The 17,331-nt window shown below is 38.4% G+C and carries 17 protein-coding genes; 14 read left to right on the top strand and 3 right to left on the bottom strand.

Going from position 1 to position 17,331, the window contains the following annotated elements:
* The 9 genes from rsmI (at position 1) to kimA (ending at position 8,882) form a co-directional block, all read left to right on the top strand.
* Positions 1-882 (top strand): 16S rRNA (cytidine(1402)-2'-O)-methyltransferase, encoded by an 882-nt coding sequence (rsmI, locus tag AC6UD6_RS06650; protein ID WP_500696135.1) that lies wholly within the window; start codon positions 1-3, stop codon positions 880-882.
* Positions 883-898: 16 nt separating this feature from the next.
* Entirely contained in the window at positions 899-1,666 is a 768-nt protein-coding gene (locus AC6UD6_RS06645) for an acyl-[acyl-carrier-protein] thioesterase (protein ID WP_500696134.1), read from the top strand.
* Between the two features lies 1 nt (position 1,667).
* Entirely contained in the window at positions 1,668-2,393 is a 726-nt protein-coding gene (gene tsaB / locus AC6UD6_RS06640) for a tRNA (adenosine(37)-N6)-threonylcarbamoyltransferase complex dimerization subunit type 1 TsaB (protein ID WP_500696133.1), read from the top strand.
* A complete protein-coding gene (rimI, locus tag AC6UD6_RS06635; RefSeq protein ID WP_500696132.1) occupies positions 2,377-2,973 on the top strand; it encodes a ribosomal protein S18-alanine N-acetyltransferase in 597 nt (198 codons plus the stop codon). Before tsaB ends, rimI begins: the two co-directional genes overlap by 17 nt.
* 20 nt (positions 2,974-2,993) lie before the next feature.
* Complete coding sequence (gene tsaD / locus AC6UD6_RS06630; protein ID WP_500696131.1) at positions 2,994-4,022, top strand: tRNA (adenosine(37)-N6)-threonylcarbamoyltransferase complex transferase subunit TsaD; 1,029 nt, start codon at positions 2,994-2,996, stop codon at positions 4,020-4,022.
* Positions 4,023-4,173: 151 nt separating this feature from the next.
* On the top strand, positions 4,174-4,809 hold the full coding sequence (locus AC6UD6_RS06625) for a redox-sensing transcriptional repressor Rex (RefSeq protein ID WP_010021811.1): 636 nt from the start codon (positions 4,174-4,176) through the stop codon (positions 4,807-4,809).
* Positions 4,810-4,953: 144 nt separating this feature from the next.
* Positions 4,954-5,238, top strand: a complete 285-nt coding sequence (gene groES / locus AC6UD6_RS06620; RefSeq protein WP_500694454.1) for a co-chaperone GroES — start codon at positions 4,954-4,956, stop codon at positions 5,236-5,238.
* Positions 5,239-5,271: 33 nt separating this feature from the next.
* On the top strand, positions 5,272-6,897 hold the full coding sequence (gene groL, locus AC6UD6_RS06615; protein ID WP_500696130.1) for a chaperonin GroEL: 1,626 nt from the start codon (positions 5,272-5,274) through the stop codon (positions 6,895-6,897).
* Positions 6,898-7,046: 149 nt separating this feature from the next.
* A complete protein-coding gene (kimA, locus tag AC6UD6_RS06610) occupies positions 7,047-8,882 on the top strand; it encodes a potassium transporter KimA (RefSeq protein WP_500696129.1) in 1,836 nt (611 codons plus the stop codon).
* Positions 8,883-8,933: 51 nt separating this feature from the next.
* On the opposite strand, the gene lrgB is transcribed toward kimA, so the two are convergent.
* Positions 8,934-9,671 (bottom strand): antiholin-like protein LrgB, encoded by a 738-nt coding sequence (gene lrgB, locus AC6UD6_RS06605; RefSeq protein ID WP_500696128.1) that lies wholly within the window; start codon positions 9,669-9,671, stop codon positions 8,934-8,936.
* A gap of 6 nt (positions 9,672-9,677) precedes the next feature.
* Positions 9,678-10,100, bottom strand: a complete 423-nt coding sequence (locus AC6UD6_RS06600) for a CidA/LrgA family protein (RefSeq protein WP_500694450.1) — start codon at positions 10,098-10,100, stop codon at positions 9,678-9,680.
* Positions 10,101-10,303: 203 nt separating this feature from the next.
* On the opposite strand from AC6UD6_RS06600, the gene AC6UD6_RS06595 reads away from it, so the two are divergent.
* Positions 10,304-11,455, top strand: coding sequence for a glycosyltransferase family 4 protein (locus tag AC6UD6_RS06595; protein WP_500696127.1), 1,152 nt, complete (start codon positions 10,304-10,306; stop codon positions 11,453-11,455).
* Between the two features lie 29 nt (positions 11,456-11,484).
* On the opposite strand, the gene AC6UD6_RS06590 is transcribed toward AC6UD6_RS06595, so the two are convergent.
* The gene (locus tag AC6UD6_RS06590) at positions 11,485-12,117 is read right to left on the bottom strand and encodes a YigZ family protein (RefSeq protein WP_500696126.1); all 633 of its coding nucleotides are present in this window, start codon (positions 12,115-12,117) and stop codon (positions 11,485-11,487) included.
* A 46-nt stretch (positions 12,118-12,163) separates the two neighbouring features.
* On the opposite strand from AC6UD6_RS06590, the gene AC6UD6_RS06585 reads away from it, so the two are divergent.
* From AC6UD6_RS06585 to secA, 4 genes are all read left to right on the top strand, one after another.
* Positions 12,164-13,504 (top strand): ATP-dependent helicase ComFA, encoded by a 1,341-nt coding sequence (locus AC6UD6_RS06585; protein WP_500696125.1) that lies wholly within the window; start codon positions 12,164-12,166, stop codon positions 13,502-13,504.
* Positions 13,497-14,186: a ComF family protein gene (locus AC6UD6_RS06580; protein ID WP_500696124.1), complete on the top strand. Its 690-nt coding sequence runs from the start codon at positions 13,497-13,499 to the stop codon at positions 14,184-14,186. The genes AC6UD6_RS06585 and AC6UD6_RS06580 overlap by 8 nt, the downstream gene beginning before the upstream one ends.
* An 88-nt stretch (positions 14,187-14,274) precedes the next feature.
* Positions 14,275-14,808 (top strand): ribosome hibernation-promoting factor, HPF/YfiA family, encoded by a 534-nt coding sequence (hpf, locus tag AC6UD6_RS06575; protein WP_500696123.1) that lies wholly within the window; start codon positions 14,275-14,277, stop codon positions 14,806-14,808.
* A 133-nt stretch (positions 14,809-14,941) separates the two neighbouring features.
* Positions 14,942-17,308, top strand: a complete 2,367-nt coding sequence (secA, locus tag AC6UD6_RS06570) for a preprotein translocase subunit SecA (RefSeq protein WP_500694444.1) — start codon at positions 14,942-14,944, stop codon at positions 17,306-17,308.
* Positions 17,309-17,331: the final 23 nt, after the last annotated feature.

Below are 17,331 nucleotides of genomic sequence, written 5' to 3'. Positions count from 1 at the left end.
TTGGATTTATCAGTTCAAAAAAGTTTTGCAGATCATAATAAGGGCAGTTTATATCTGGTTCCTACACCAATTGGTAATCTTGATGATATGACGATTAGAGCCATCAATATTTTAAAAGATGTTGATTTGATTGCCGCTGAAGATACGAGGAATACCCAGAAACTTTTAAATCATTTTGATATTACGACCAAACAAATTAGTTTTCATGAGCATAATACTGAACAACGAGCACCTGAATTAGTTGAAAAATTAATCAATGGGATTTCAATTGCACAAGTCAGTGATGCAGGAATGCCTTCAATTAGTGATCCTGGACGTGAATTAGTAAAGCAGTGCATTGAACATGATATTTCCGTGATAAGCATTCCGGGACCAAACGCTGGCCTTACTAGTTTAATTGCTTCAGGACTTAAACCTCAACCGTTTTTGTTTTATGGATTTTTAAAACGGAAACCCAAAGAGCAGGTTGATGAACTAAAGATTTTAGCACAAGAATATCCGACCTTGATTTTTTATGAAGCGCCTCATCGACTTAAAAAGACGCTCTTAAACATGCAAAAGGTTTTTGGCAATCGGCAGGCAGTGCTTGCAAGAGAGCTCACTAAAAAGTTTGAAGAATACGTTCGTGGTGGTCTTGACGATTTAGTGGAATGGTCCAAACAAAATGAGATTAGAGGAGAGTTTGTCATTCTAGTTTCTGGGAATCCAGCCGGGTTTAAACTTCATGAAGAGAAGCAAAATGGAGCTCAATTGTCGGTTTACGAGCAGGTTGATCAATTAATTAGTAACGGTGAAAAGCCAAATGGCGCGATTAAGCAAGTCGCTAAGCAAAATGGGTTAGTCCGTCAGGATGTTTATAATCAATACCACCACATAGAATAAGATAAGAGGAATTAAGATGACTGGAGATATTTTTTCTGAAGACCATGTAGTTGAGTACTATGAAACCAATTTACTGGGTAACATTACTCTTTCAATGTTAATTGACGTGATCATTATGATTTCACAGGACCAAGCAAAAGCACTCGGTGTAAGTACCAGACATGTGATTGAACATGGCGTAACTTGGGTTGTTGTTCAAACCGACATGGATATTACGCGTCTTCCTAAGGTTCATGAAAAAATTCAGGTTCAAACGAGGGGAACTTCATACACTAAGTACTTTGCGTACCGTGAATTCTGGGTTAGAGACGTTGACGGGAATGAATTAGTTCATGTTGGTAGTTTGTGGGTCATGATGGACATTAAATCTAGGAAAATGGTTCGATTAGAGGAAGATATGATTACTCCCTATCACTGTGATCGAGTAAGAAGGATTCAACGGTTAAGAAAGATTCCTCAAATTCATGATGAACAAAATCTTATGAAGACTGAGTATCACGTTCGTTTTACTGACATTGATTGGAATTCTCATGTCAATAATGCCAAATACATTGGATGGATGGTTGATGATTTATCCTATGATTTTTTGGCAACTCACGTTCCAAAGCAAGTAAGTATTAAGTATGAAGATGAAGTTACATATGGTGATCCGGTCGTAAGTCGAAGCAAACTCATTAAGACCGGTGATCAAATTCAATCGATCCACGATATTTCGGTCAACGATGATACTAAATCGATTGCCGAAATTAAATGGAAGAAGCTGAATAAAGAAGGAAGTAAATAATATGCACGTTTTAGCAGTTGATACCTCTAATCAACCATTAACTGTGGCAGTTTTAAAAGACGAACAGGTGCTAGCAACAACCACGATGACAACGCATAGAAAACATGCTGAATACTTAATGCCGGTGGTTGGAGAGTTGGTTAAGTATGCCAATTTAACTCCACAAGATCTGGATCGGGTCGTCGTAAGTAATGGTCCTGGTTCATACACTGGGATTAGAATTGCCACCACGGTTGGAAAAGTTTTGGCCGATACATTGAATATTGATTTGGTTGGCATTTCAAGTCTCATGGCGCTTGTTTTAAACGTGCAAAAACACGACCAGTTGGTAGTGCCATTATTTGATGGTAGAAACGATAATTTGTTTACTGGTCTGTACCGTACTTCCGATCGTGGTCCCGAGTCGGTAATTAAAGATCAACACGTTAATTTTGATAAGTGGATGACCAAACTGGACAAGTTTGATGAGCCCATCGTATTCGTTGGAAGGGATGTTGCTCATTTTTCCGAGCGCTTAAAACAACATTTCGGGAAAGATTTCAAATATATGACTGGAATTGATAACCTGCCACAGGCAGCTAAAATTGGTATCTATGGGGAAAAGCAAGAACCAGTTGCTGATGTTAACAATTTTAATCCCAATTATCTTCGTTTAACCAAAGCACAAGCAGACTGGCAAAAGTTAAACCCGGGGAGGGAAAACGAGTCTTATGTTGAAGAAAATTGAGGCATGGTTAAAAAAGAACGTTAAAAAAAAGGAAGAAGCTAAGATTCAGCGTGGACTTCAGATTAAAAATCACATTGTTGATGTGAATGGAGTCGATTACTATTTTGGCAAGGGTTCTATTACTGACATCCCTGACATTGTGAATGTTGAAGAAGAGGTTTACGACAAAAAGGCAGCTTGGGATCGAGAACGTTTCCTAAATGATCTAAAAAAGCACAAAAACAGTTTATACTTGGTAATTAGGAAAGCCGACGAATTGATTGCTTTTGTCGGTTGTTCGATTTCTCGTGATAGTAAGAATTGTCACGTTGAAAATATTGCGGTGTTACCCAAATTCCAAAATCGCGGATTGGGATATTTTTTGCTTACCATGGTTATCAGAAGAGCTCGACTGATGAGACTTAAAAGTGTTTCAATCGAAATTCGATTAGGAAATATTAAAGCTCAAGATTTGAATCGGGATCTTGGGTTTGTTCAGGTTGGAATTGATCCAGATTACTATAATGATGGTGAAGATGCTGTGGTAATGAAACTGGATTTATCCAAGCAAAAAGTGGCACCAAATAATTTTGGAAGATAGTTAGAGACGGGTGAGTATTAATGCAAGATAATAGTGTGATTTTGGCGTTTGAGAGTAGTTGTGATGAAACAAGTGTTGCTGTTATCAAGGATGGTAAAGAAATTTTATCAAACGTTGTTGCAACTCAGATTAAAAGTCATCAGCGATTTGGTGGTGTGGTACCAGAAGTGGCTAGTCGTCATCATATTGAAGAGATTACCATTTGTATAAATGATGCTTTGAAACGTGCAAACGTCACATACGATGATTTAACGGCAGTAGCTGTGACCTATGGCCCAGGATTGGTTGGTGCACTTTTGATTGGAGTCACCGCTGCCAAAGTGGTAGCTTGGGCTCATCATCTACCCCTTATTCCAATTAATCACATTGCAGGACATATTTATGCTACTAACTTTATTAAGCCAATTGAGTTTCCGGCAATGGCACTTGTGGTATCTGGTGGTCATACGGAGCTTGTTTTTATGCCCGAAGAAGGTAAGTTTGAGATCATCGGTGAGACTAGAGACGATGCCGCAGGTGAAGCATTTGATAAAATTGGGAGAGTTTTAGGAATTAATTATCCAGCTGGCCCAACCGTTGACAAAATGGCTCAAAAGGGAAAGGATACTTTTAATTTTCCACGTGCGATGGAATCAGATGGTAATTATGATTTTAGTTTTAGCGGACTTAAAAGTGCTTTTATCAATACCGTTCACCATGCCAATCAGATTGGAAAGACTCTAAATAAGAACGATTTAGCTGCTAGTTTTGAAGCTGCCGTAGTGGACGTTTTGGCAAAAAAATCACAAAGTGCACTTGAAAATTATCCTGTAAAAGAGTTTATTTTAGCTGGTGGAGTTGCCGCGAATAAGGGCATTAGAAATCGACTAGATGCGATTGCCAGTAAGGAAAATGTGGAATTTGTCAAGGCTCCGCTTAAGTTGTGTGGAGATAATGCAGCAATGATAGGAGCTGCTGCAGCAGCAATGCAGCACCATCAGGAAAAAGGAAAAGCTTCACTAAATGCTGATCCAGGATTAGAATTTGAGTGGGCTCAAAATGAAAAATAAATCGTTAACAACAAATTATTAAATTAATTTATCCTGCCCTGTGGGGCTTTTCAGCCGATTTCATTTTTATATTATTTCACAAACAATTTCTTTATGTTAGAATTAATTTTGTGACTTATTAATCTCGACAATAATAATAGGAGATTTGAAAATGGCTGAGACAAAAATTCCACGTGCAACCGCGAAACGATTGCCGCTTTACTATCGTTATTTAAATATTTTACATGACGGTGGAAAGAAACGAATATCATCAAATGAATTGGCCGACGCAATTCAAGTGGATTCTGCTACAATTCGTCGTGACTTTTCATATTTTGGTGCCCTTGGTAAGCGAGGTTATGGATATGACGTAGACAGTTTACTAGAATTTTTCAAGAAGATCTTGAACCAAGATCAATTAACCAATGTAGCATTGATCGGTGTTGGTAACTTGGGTCATGCCCTTTTGAATTTTAACTTCCACATGGATAGTAATATTAGAATTTCCGCTGCTTTTGACGTTAATCCTAAAAATGTTAATACCATTCAAGGTGGGGTTCCAATTTACCCAATGGATCAATTGGTAAAACAGCTTAAAGATCAACAAATCAGTGTTGTGATTCTCACAGTTCCTGGTAAAGTTGCTCAACAAGTTGCTGATCAAGTTGCCAAAGCGGGTGTAAAAGGAATTTTAAACTTCACATCAGTCCGATTATCGGTTCCAAAGGAAATTAGAGTTCATAATGTTGATTTAACTAATGAACTGCAAACATTGATCTATTTTATTGATCATTATGATAAAGATTAAGCATCCAATTTTGGATGCTTTTTTATTTTTATCGGGCAAAGTTCTTGCATTAGTTGTGAAAAAATAATATATTAAGAATGTAAGTTAGCACTTGATAAGTGCAAGTGCTAAAATTTAATAAAGATATTTATTGGAGGGATTAACGTGTTAGAACCATTAGGAGATCGCGTAATTGTCGAAGTGCAAGAACCAGAAGAAAAAAACGTCGGTGGAATTGTTTTAGCAAATAACGCTAAAGAAAAACCACAGATGGGTAAAGTTGTCGCTGTAGGCGAGGGTCGAGTTCTTGATAACGGACAAAAAGTTGCCCCTTCTGTTAAAGAAGACGACATGGTCATGTTTGATAAGTATGCAGGGACAAAGGTTGAATATGATGGTACTCCATACCTTGTAATGCACGAAAAAGATTTACTTGCAATCGTTAAATAATAAAAATAAATTAATTAATATGAGGTGATAATAATGGCTAAAGAAATTAAGTTTTCTGAAAATGCTAGAAATTCGATGTTAAATGGTGTTGACAAATTAGCTGACACTGTAAAAACAACTATGGGTCCAAAAGGACGTAACGTTGTTCTAGAAGAAAAAGCTGGAGATCCAACAATCACAAATGATGGTGTTACCATTGCTAAAGCAATTGATCTTCCAGATCACTTTGAAAATATGGGTGCTAAGTTAGTATCTGAAGTTGCTTCTAAAACCAATGACGTTGCCGGTGATGGTACTACTACTGCTACTGTTCTTGCCCAAGCAATCGTTAAAGAGGGTATGAAGAACGTTACCGCTGGTGCTAATCCCGTTGGAGTTCGTCAAGGAATCGAAAAGGCTACTAGAACAGCCGTTGACAGTCTTCACAAGATGAGTCACCAAGTAACTAGCAAGGAAGATATCGCTCAAATTGCTTCAATCTCATCAGCTAACGAAAAGGTTGGTAATTTGATTGCCGACGCAATGGAAAAAGTTGGTAATGATGGTGTTATTACGATTGAAGAATCACGTGGTGTTGACACTAGTTTAGACGTTGTTGAGGGTATGGAATTTGATCGTGGATACATGTCACAATACATGGTTACCGACCAAGAAAAAATGGAAGCTAACCTAGATAATCCCTACATTTTAATTACTGACAAGAAAATCACTAATATCCAAGACATTTTGCCATTACTTCAATCAGTCGTACAACAAGGTCGTTCACTCTTGATCATTGCTGATGATATTGGTGGAGAAGCTCTTCCAACCTTAGTTTTGAACAAGATGCGTGGAACCTTTAATGTTGTAGCTGTTAAGGCTCCCGGCTTTGGTGATCGTCGTAAAGAACAACTCCAAGACATCGCTACTTTGACTGGTGGTACTGTAATTACTTCTGATCTTGGATTAGATCTAAAAGACACTACCATTGATCAATTAGGTCAAGCTAATAAGGTTAACGTTACTAAAGACAGCACAACTATCGTTGAAGGTAAGGGTAGCAAAGAAGCTATCGACAAACGAATTGATGAAATCAAACAACAAATTGATGCCACTGATTCTGACTTTGACCGTGATAAGTTGAAGGAACGTTTAGCTAAGTTGGCTGGTGGAGTTGCTGTTATCAAAGTTGGTGCAGCCACTGAAACTGAACTTAAAGAACGTAAGTACCGAATTGAAGATGCTTTGAATGCTACTAGAGCCGCTGTTGAAGAGGGATTTGTTCCCGGTGGTGGTACAGCCTTTATCAACATCTTGAATGACGTTGCTAAAATCCCCGCTGAAGGTGATGAAGCAACTGGAGTTAACATTGTTGTTAAAGCCCTAGAAGCACCAGTAAGACAAATTGCTGAAAATGCTGGGATTGACGGTTCAGTTATTGTTGATCATTTGAAAGACGAAAAACCAGGCATTGGTTACAATGCATTGACTGGCAAGTACGAAGACATGATCAAAGCTGGTGTCGTTGACCCAACTAAGGTAAGCCGTTCAGCACTTCAAAACGCTGCATCTGTTTCAGCTCTTCTATTAACTACTGAAGCCGTTGTTGCCGAACAACCAAAAAATGATAATGATCAACCAGCTGCTCCACAACAACCTGGAATGGGTGGAATGATGTAATTTAAGTTTTAATAAAAAAGAGTCCGAATGGACTCTTTTTTATTTCCAATTATGATGAATTATCTAGTTTAATGTAGTACAATTGCATTTGACTTTAAAATTACGGTTTTACTAGGTTAAATATGACATATTAAAGGAGTATGGATTAAATGTGGCGGTATTTAAAAAGATTAATTATTGGACGTCCGCTTAAGACAACGGAAGGCTCTGGTCAATCTCTCACTAAGTTCAAAGGTTTAGCATTGCTATCATCTGATGCCTTATCATCAGTTGCTTATGGTACTGAACAGATTACTGCCGTTTTGATTACCTTATCGACCGCGGCATTAATGTATCAAATGTGGGTCGCACTACTAGTGTTGGTTCTGTTAGCCGCAATCACATTATCTTATCGACAGATTATTTATGCTTATCCATCTGGTGGAGGTGCCTACGTTGTTGCCCGAACCAATTGGGGTGACACTGCTGGTTTAGTTGCTGGTGGGTCCCTATTAGTTGATTATATGTTAACGGTTGCCGTTTCAACGACTTCTGGGACTGAAGCGATTACTTCTGCCATCCCTGCGCTATATAATTATCAGGTTCCGATCGCAATCTTAATTGTAATATTTATTATGATTTTGAATCTTCGTGGAATGCATGATTCAGCTTCATTCCTGGTTATTCCAGTGTACCTATTTATTGTGATGATTATCATTTTAATCATTGTTGGTGCTTATAATATTTTAACTAATAAAATTACTTATCATGCGTATGCTCCACTGAATACCTCAGTTAAGGGAATGACCTTGGTATTATTCTTTAAGGCATTCTCATCTGGTTCAGCATCGTTAACTGGAGTTGAAGCCATTAGTAATGCGGTTCCAAACTTTAAACAACCAAAACGAAAGAACGCTGCCAATACATTAGGTATCATGGCCATTATTTTAGGAATCTTCTTTGCTGGGATTACCTTTCTAAGTTACTACATGGGAGTTATTCCTAACGCTAAAGATACCGTCTTATCACAGATTGGTACCAATGTCTTTGGTCACGGAATCATGTACTACTTACTTCAGCTTGCAACTGCCTTGATTTTAGCTGTTGCTGCTAACACTGGTTTCTCAGCCTTTCCAATTTTGGCCTACAACATGGCTAAGGATAAATATTTGCCACATGCCTACCTGGATAAGGGTGACCGACTAGGTTATTCAAATGGAATTATTTCGTTAGCTTTAGGTGCGATTGTTTTAATTGTCCTCTTTAAGGGTAAAACCAATCTCTTAATTCCACTCTATGCTGTTGGTGTGTTTGTTCCATTTACGTTGTCTCAATCTGGAATGATTGTTCACTGGTTCAGAAATAAAGATGGCTTATGGCCGGTGAAGGCTGTCATTAATTTTATTGGAGCGTTCATCTCAGTGATGTTAGTCTTCTTCCTGTTTGCACTTCATTTTGCAAACGTTTGGCCATATCTCATTATCATGCCGTTGCTCCTTTTGATGTTTTACAAAATTCATCTTCACTATCAGCGAATTGCTGAGCAGCTTCGTATTTCAACTGATCCGAATTATGAGAATCATACCTATGCTGGTTCAACGGTAATCGTGTTAGTGGGAAATGTTACCCAAGTTACTAGACAAGCAATTAACTATGCGAGATCGATTGGTGACAATGTCATTGCCATGCACGTTTCGTTTGCCGATAATCCGCAAAAAGAAGAGAAAATTTCAACGAAGTTTAAGGAAGAGTATCCAGACATTCGATTTGTCGATATTCATACTTCGTATCGTTCGGTTGTCGATCCAGTGCTTCGTTTCTGTGATGTTATTGCGAAACAGGATGAGGATCGTAATTATACTACGACGGTTCTGGTTCCTCAGTTTGTACCAAAACACTACTGGCAACAAGTCCTTCATAATCAGACCGCTGTTCGATTAAGAAGTGCCTTGAATTCACGTCAGGACATCATTGTATCGACGTATAACTATCATTTAAGTGAATAATAGAACAAAAAGCTAGGCTATGTTAAACATAGCCTAGCTTTTGTTTTGGATTTAAAGGTGCACAATATGAGCAAATAGTGGGACGATGATATCAACGACCACCGAAATAATGACCACCGCAATCGCAGCCATGGAACCCTGAACTTCACCAAGTTCAAGAGCTTTAGCTGATCCAAGGGTGTGTCCTGCCGTTCCAAGACCCAATCCAATTCCGATGGGGTTCTTCAATCTGAATATTTTAATGATCCAGTCGCCAAGTGCGTAAATAATAACAGCGTTTAAGATACATGCCATGGCGGTAATTGCTGGCACACCGTTAATGCCTTGAGCGATTGGCATTGCAACTGCGGTAGTGGCAGCCTGCGGAAGCATGGAAGCAATTTCTGACTTGTTTAATCCAATTAACTTGGAGACAAAGTACATGATGATTACCGAAATGGTTAAACCGATTATTAGTGATAACAAAATTTCAAACCAGTACTTTTTCACGATGTCGTTTCGCTTGAAGAGTGGGACTGCGAAAGCAATCGTGGTAGGGAAGAGGAACCAGAAAATAATATCACCACCGGGCTTATACAGATTAGTGTAAATCCAGGTAATGTTAATCCCCGTTGCTTTGCTCATTAACCAGAGAACAAAGATCCCGAGCACCATCCCAACAAATAATGGTTGAAAAAGAAAAAAACCGTTAAATTTTTTAAATAGAAATGATCCAATCAGATAGACCACCAATGATAAAGCAATTCCAAACATTGGATTGCCTAAAAATTTTAATAGTTCCGTTTGCATATTTGGTTACTCCTTATCAATGTCTTGTTTTTTGCCAAAAATTTTATTGCGGGCCCATATCAAAAAAGTAGCAACTAAAGCCACCGACACCAACATGACGACTGTCGAAATAATGATCATAATCACTAGTTTGACGCCAGAATGTTTCATAATGTCGAGGGAGGCCGCTAATTGAATTCCAGAAGGGACGAAAAGGAATCCTAGGATTCCAATAAAAAATGATCCGACCTTTTCGACCTGTTCTGGTTTAATGACTTTAAAGGTCAATAACAAATATAATATCACCAAACCAATTACTGGGGTTGGAACTGGAAAGTTGGCTGGAAAGAGTGCTGAGATTAGGCTTGAGACGAATAAAATGACCCCAAAGATACCGAGTTGAGTTAACAATGGAGCATCTTTTTGGGGCTTTTCTTCTTTATTTTGCATGTTTTGCTCCTTTCAAAAGTATGTGATTGATTTAGCTATTTCTATATTTAATATAATATATGAAATGAACTAAAAAACAAACCAAAATTTTAATTGTTATCATTAGATTTAATTATCATTAAATTAAATAAAGGGAAGCTTGTGTTTGTTATTTTCCGTTTGTATAATTGAATATAAACTTAATCGTGGAAGGCCATACTTAATTGAAATTTGAAATATTCGTCTATTTGTTTGCAACGATGATAATGTCGGCGGTTTTAACCCCTTTTATCAGAATTTTAGCATTCAAAATTGGCGCCATTGATAAACCGAATAAAAGACGTGTAAATAAAATTCCAATGCCAACGTTGGGTGGTCTGGCAATTTTTATTGCTTATACCATTACGACTTGCGTTTTTTTGCGAAACCAAATTCCATCTAGTAAGTTGTGGGGAATTCTGGGCGGAGAAATTATTATCATTATGACGGGAGTCATTGATGATATTTTTGAATTGAAGCCACGACAAAAGGTGATTGGGATCTCGCTAGCAGCACTATGGGTATACATTTTTGCGGGCATTCAGATGAGCTCCATTACGCTCCCATTCTTTGGTGATGTTAGTCTGGGATGGTTAAGTCTACCAATTACCTGGATATGGATTCTGGGGATTACGAACTCAATTAATTTAATCGATGGACTGGATGGACTAGCGACGGGGATTGCCATTATTGCTCTGACTACCATGGGAATCATTGGCTTATTCTTTTTAAACGTCGGTAACGTTTACGTGTCAATCATGATTTTTACCTTTGCCGCTTCCTGTTTGGGCTTTTTACCGTATAATTTTTTCCCAGCTCGAATCTATCTAGGGGATACGGGATCCTTATTAATTGGCTTTATGATTTCGGTCTTTTCTTTACAAGGTCTTAAAAACGCCACCTTCATATCGGTCATTATTCCCGTTGTGATTTTGGGAGTCCCAATCTCGGACACCGCTTATGCAATTTTACGGCGGATTTTGAACAAGCAACCCATCTCTCACGCTGATAAGCACCATTTGCATCATCGATTGATGCAGATTGGTTTGACCCACCGACAAACGGTTTTGGTGATTTACGGGATTGCGTTAATTTTCGCTTTCATCTCTTTACTCTATCCATTGTCCAGTTTCTGGGGATCAGTCTTGTTGACGGTTGCCACTTTGATTGGGATTGAGCTTTTTGTGGAAGCCATTGGATTAGTCGGAAAGAACCGGCAACCCTTGCTTAATTTGATTAAACGCGTTGTGACTGGAACAACCAGTAAGGCTAATCACGAAACCGAAATCACTAAAACCAAGGCAAAGCATAAAACCAAATCAAACAAAAAAGAGTAGTTCATTGAAGGTGAACTACTCTTTTTAGACTAAACTGGACTCTCAAAATAAGCTTCCTTACCAATCTTGAATTGAACGTCTCCTGCAAGCAAATTGTTGATTTTTGTTTTGAAGTCATCAATCACATGATTTGAAATGGCGGTGCTTACCCGAACACTGGTGTCATATTCAACGTTAGTAATTGGTAGATTATTTTGTTTAAGAAAGTATTGGAGTTTATCATTTAACTTATAGGATACTGAAATAGTAAGTGCGGTTTTAAGCGTCATTTTACTAATTCCAACCCTTTCAATCACATCCGATGCCGAGTTACTATATGCTCGAATTAGGCCACCAGCACCTAGTTTGATGCCACCAAAGTACCTTGTTACTACGATTACTGTGTCGTGAAGCTCCATGTTTTTAATGGCATCCAGGATTGGAATACCGGCAGTCCCACTGGGTTCGCCGTTGTCACTTTCTCGCTGGATATCATCATTTGGGCCAATGACATAGGCAAAACAATTGTGGTTGGCCTTTTTATTTTGGTTTTTGATACTGGCGATGAATGCTTGAGCACTCGCTTCGTCCGTGACACGAGATACGGAAGCAATAAACTTTGATTTTTTGATAATAATTTCATTTTGACCAGCTTGTTTAATGGTTAAAAAAGAATTTTGCATTAAATTATTCCTGTTCTTCGTATTTAAAAATGGAGGCGGATAGTCAATGATCAAAGATCAAAAAGAACTAATGGGAAGACTTACGCCAAGCACTTTGATTGATCCGATACTTTTAAGTGATCCACTTCTTAATTTTGAATTAGCGGTAACGGTTAATCAAACTACTATTTATTGTAACCGATGTGGATTCAATTGTGAAAAATCAAAATGTGAACTTCCCAATCATATTTTTTACTGCCCCAATTGCATCGAAATGGGGCGAATTGATTCGTCGATGAAACTGGTTAGTGTCCTAGAAACAAATCGTTTTGTGGTTCCAAGTAATGTTTTGACTTGGGATGGGACGCTAACTGTAAATCAAAAAGACTGTGCGTTAAGGATGATTGAATCAGTAAAACATCACCGTGATCATCTACTGTGGGCGGTTACTGGGGCTGGTAAGACCGAGATGCTTTTTCCGGTATTAACATGGGCAATTAAACGTAAATTTCGAATTGCCATTGCTTCTCCCAGAGTGGACGTGTGTTCGGAACTTTATCCGCGTCTTAAAGCGGCTTTTTCTAACCTTGATATGGTTTTATTGCATGGTAAAAGTAAAGACAAGTACCATTATTGTCAACTGACTGTCTGTACGACCCACCAACTCATGCGTTTCTTTCATGCTTTTGATTTATTGATTATTGATGAAGTTGATGCGTTTCCATTCGTTAACAACGTTAACCTGGAGTTTGCCGTAAAGCATGCCTTAAAGACTACGGGACAAAGAATCATGTTAAGTGCCACTCCAAGTAAACGACTGAGAACCCAAATCACGCGTGGAAATGGAGATATGAGTTATTTGCCGATCAGGTTTCATGGTCATTTATTGCCCGTGATTAAAGTTCACTTGTCAAGAAAATGGCGGATGCAATTATCAAAGGGAAGGTTACCCCATCAATTAATTAAAATGTGTCAGCGTAACGTTGCAATTAGAAGAAGATTTTTATTGTTTGTTCCTAAGATTAAAGATTTACCGGTGGTTGATCGGATTTTAAGCAAACAAATCCGTGGTCCAAAGGTATGGGAATGTGTTTATTCTGCTGACAAGAAACGAATGGAAAAGGTTCAAGCCATGCGTAACCAGCAAGTGTTATTTTTAGTGACTACGACCATTTTAGAACGAGGAGTGACGTTTCCAGATATTGATGTAATGGTACTGGGGGCTGACGATGAAGTCTTTTCTACGTCGTCATTAGTTCAGATGGCAGGAAGAGTGGGTCGAAAAAGGACCAGACCGACCGGTAACGTTGATTTTTTTGTGGGCAGTTTTTCAAGACGAATTACTAGCGCCCAAAATGAGATTAAGGCTATGAATCGCAGAGGGATGAAATTAAAAAGTCATGAATAAATGTGTATGGTGTAATCAAATTATTAGAAGTGATGTGAGCATTTCCTTTATTTTAAGTTTTCGTTCCTTTGTCCCGCCAATTATGTGTGATGAATGTCAAAAACTTTTTTGTCCCATTGATTTAAAAACGGCGTGTCCAGATTGTGGCAAGCAGCAAGCAAAATTAGAGTTGTGTGATGATTGTAAGATTTGGGAAGATCAATCTGGTCCCAAATTAATTAACCACGCGTTGTTTCCATACGATGAAGTGAATGATTACATGGCTCGGTACAAGTTTCAGGGCGATTATCGGTTAAGGCGATTATTTCAAAGTCAGTTTCAGTCTTTTATATTTGGACATAACGATGGTGGTATGATTGTTCCCATCCCGATTAGTAAGAAAACGTTTGAGGTGCGAAAGTTTAATCAGGTTGAGGGATGGTTAACTGGTATAAAATATCAAAAGGTCTTAGGAGCTGTGTCAAAAAAGGGCTTACCCCAGTCTAAAAAAGATAAATTTGATAGGATGCACTTAAAACAACCATTTTACGTTGAGCCGGAGTGGTCAACTAATAACCTACGTGGGAGAAAGGTTTGTTTGATTGATGATGTGTATACGACTGGAACCACCCTGCACTTAGCGGCCAAACTGTTATATTCGTATGGGGTTAAGAAAGTCTCAAGTATTACCCTTGCACGTTAGTATTGATTGTTATTTAATCGATTAGAATTTATAATAGTTATAAGAGATTCGTTTGAAGACAATGATACTAAGCATAGGAGAGATTAAAATGCTTGAAACTAAATTAAGAGGTGATGATGTTGAAATCACCAGTGATCTCCGTGATTACATTAATCATCATGTCAAAACAATTGATAAACGTTTTGATGCAAACGTGAAAGGGACTGCTCATGTTGATCTTATGAACTATTCTAACGAACGAATCAAAGCTGAAATCACTATTATCCTACCGAACTTTTTACTGCGAGGTGAGGGCAACTCTGATGATATTCACAAAAGCATTGATATCGCGATTCACGATATCCAGCAACAGATCGATAAATATGGCTCAAAGGTAAATGAAGAATTAACTGAGCATAAGTTATCCCACGTTTTTAATGATCCCGATAAACGATTAGCCGAATCTAAGATCGTTAGGAAAAAGCGGATTCCTTTACAGAAGATGACTTCGGAAGATGCCATTATTCAGATGAATTTGATTGGGCATGATTTTTTTGTCTATGTTGATGTCACCGATGGCACCACTGACATTGTTTATCGAAGACATGATGGAGACTATGGGTTAATTAAAACCGATCGTTAGAAAAAACAGAAATATCATATTTCTGTTTTTTTGTGATGAATTTTTAATTGATTTGATAAAATGTTAGAATAAGAAAATAGACTGAGAATTCGAGAAACAAAAACGGTTTAGACACTAGAGGAGAAATCAATCAATGGCAACAAACCTTTTAAAGAAATGGGTTGAAAGCGACAAAAGCGAACTGAAACGATTAGGAAAGCTCGCCGATAAGGTCAGCTCATACTCAGAACAATATCGGAAATTAAGTGATAAGGAATTACAAGCTAAAACTCCAGAATTTCAAAAGCGTTATCAAAATGGTGAAAGCTTAGATGACATGTTACCTGAGGCTTTTGCGGTTGCCCGTGAAGGTGCCAGACGAGTGCTCGGACTAAATCCATTTCGAGTCCAGATTATGGGTGGAATTGTCCTTCATGAGGGTAATATTGCTGAGATGAAGACTGGTGAAGGGAAAACGTTAACGGCTACAATGCCCGTATACCTGAATGCTTTATCAGGAAAAGGTGTTCATGTCGTTACGGTTAATGAATACCTATCACAACGTGATGCCACTCAAATGGGCCAGTTATACAATTGGCTGGGCTTAACGGTCGGGGTGAACTCGGCTGATAAGAATCCGGAAGAAAAACGAGCTGCCTATGATAGCGACATCACTTATTCAACTAATAGTGAGATTGGATTTGATTATTTAAGGGATAACATGGTGGTTTATAAAGAAGATCGGGTTCAACGCCCACTTAATTTTGCCATCGTCGACGAAGTTGATTCGATCTTAATCGATGAAGCCAGAACCCCATTGATCATTTCTGGTGAAGCTCGTGGGTCAAACAAGCTTTACATGCAGGCAGATAAATTTGCTAAGACACTAAATCCTAAAACGGATTTTAAAGTTGATTTAGAGACTAAAACGGTCTCTTTGAAGGATGTTGGAATTGAAAAAGCTGAAAAGTACTTCAATTTAAATAACCTTTACGATACGGAAAACACTGCTTTAACCCACCATTTGGATCAGGCTTTACGTGCCAATTACGTGATGGAAAAGGATAAAGATTACGTTGTCTCAAAAGACGAGGTTTTAATCGTTGATTCCTTTACCGGAAGAATCATGGAAGGTCGTCGTTTTTCAGATGGGCTTCACCAAGCACTTGAGGCTAAAGAGGGTGTTACCATCCAAGAAGAAAGCAAGACGATGGCTAACATCACCTATCAAAACCTATTTAGACAGTACAGTAAATTAGCTGGAATGACTGGTACCGCTAAGACAGAACAGGATGAGTTTCGAGAAATTTACAACATGGATGTCATTGCGGTTCCAACCAATAAACCGGTTGTTAGAATTGATGAGCCAGATGTTTTGTATCCAAGTTTGGAATCAAAATTTGACGCCGTTATTGCCAAAATTAAAGATTTACACAAACGGGGACAACCAATCCTGATTGGTACGGTTGCGGTTGAAACTTCTGAATATCTTTCAGAGCGACTTGATGAAGAAAAAATTCCTCACGTAGTTTTGAATGCGAAAAATCATGCCAAAGAAGCTGACATTGTTGCTAACGCCGGTCAAAAAGGAGCTGTTACCATTGCAACCAACATGGCCGGTCGTGGAACTGATATTAAGCTCGGACCTGGAGTGGTCAAATTAGGTGGATTAGCGGTTATCGGGACCGAACGACACGAGTCACGAAGAATTGATAATCAATTACGTGGACGTTCTGGAAGACAGGGTGATCCTGGTTATTCCCAATTCTATCTTTCACTTGAAGATGATTTGATGCGTCGATTTGGGTCTGATAAGGTTAAAAGCATTCTCGATTCGATGAAAGTTGAGGGCGATGATGCGGTTATCCGGAGTCACATGATCACGAAGCAGGTCGAATCGGCTCAAAAACGAGTTGAAGGTAATAACTATGATTCACGTAAAAACGTGTTAAAGTACGATGATGTGATGCGTCAACAACGTGATGTAATCTATGGCGAGCGTAGTAAAGTGATTGACGAAAATAAGTCACTTAAGTGGGTTATTATGCCAATGATCAAACGAACGGTTAATCGAATTGTCAACTTGCACACTCAAGGCGATCAAAAGAAATGGGATCTCCAAACCATCCTTGATTTTGCGATTAATTCATTAGTTAGTCCCGATCAAATTAGCATTGATGACTTGAAGGGAAAATCAAGTGATGAAATTAAGGCATACTTGATGGGACTCGTTGATACTGAGTATGATAAGAAAGAAAAAGAGCTCCAGGATCCAGAACAGATGCTTGAATTTGAAAAAGTGGTTGTGCTTAGGGTGGTTGATTCACACTGGACTGACCACATCGATTCAATGGACCAATTACGAGAGTCAATCGGTCTTCGTGGTTATGGTCAATTAAACCCGTTAGTTGAGTATCAACGTGAAGGATTTAGAATGTTTGAAGAAATGGTCTCTGATATTGACTACGATGTCACTAGGTTGTTTATGAAAGCTGAGATCAGACAAAATATGGAAAGATAGTTTAAGAACGGAGGACTTTTGGT

The sequence above is a fragment of the Fructilactobacillus sp. X8R2C1 genome (genome assembly GCF_059900955.1).
This window is presented reverse-complemented; position numbering and strand designations above follow the sequence as displayed.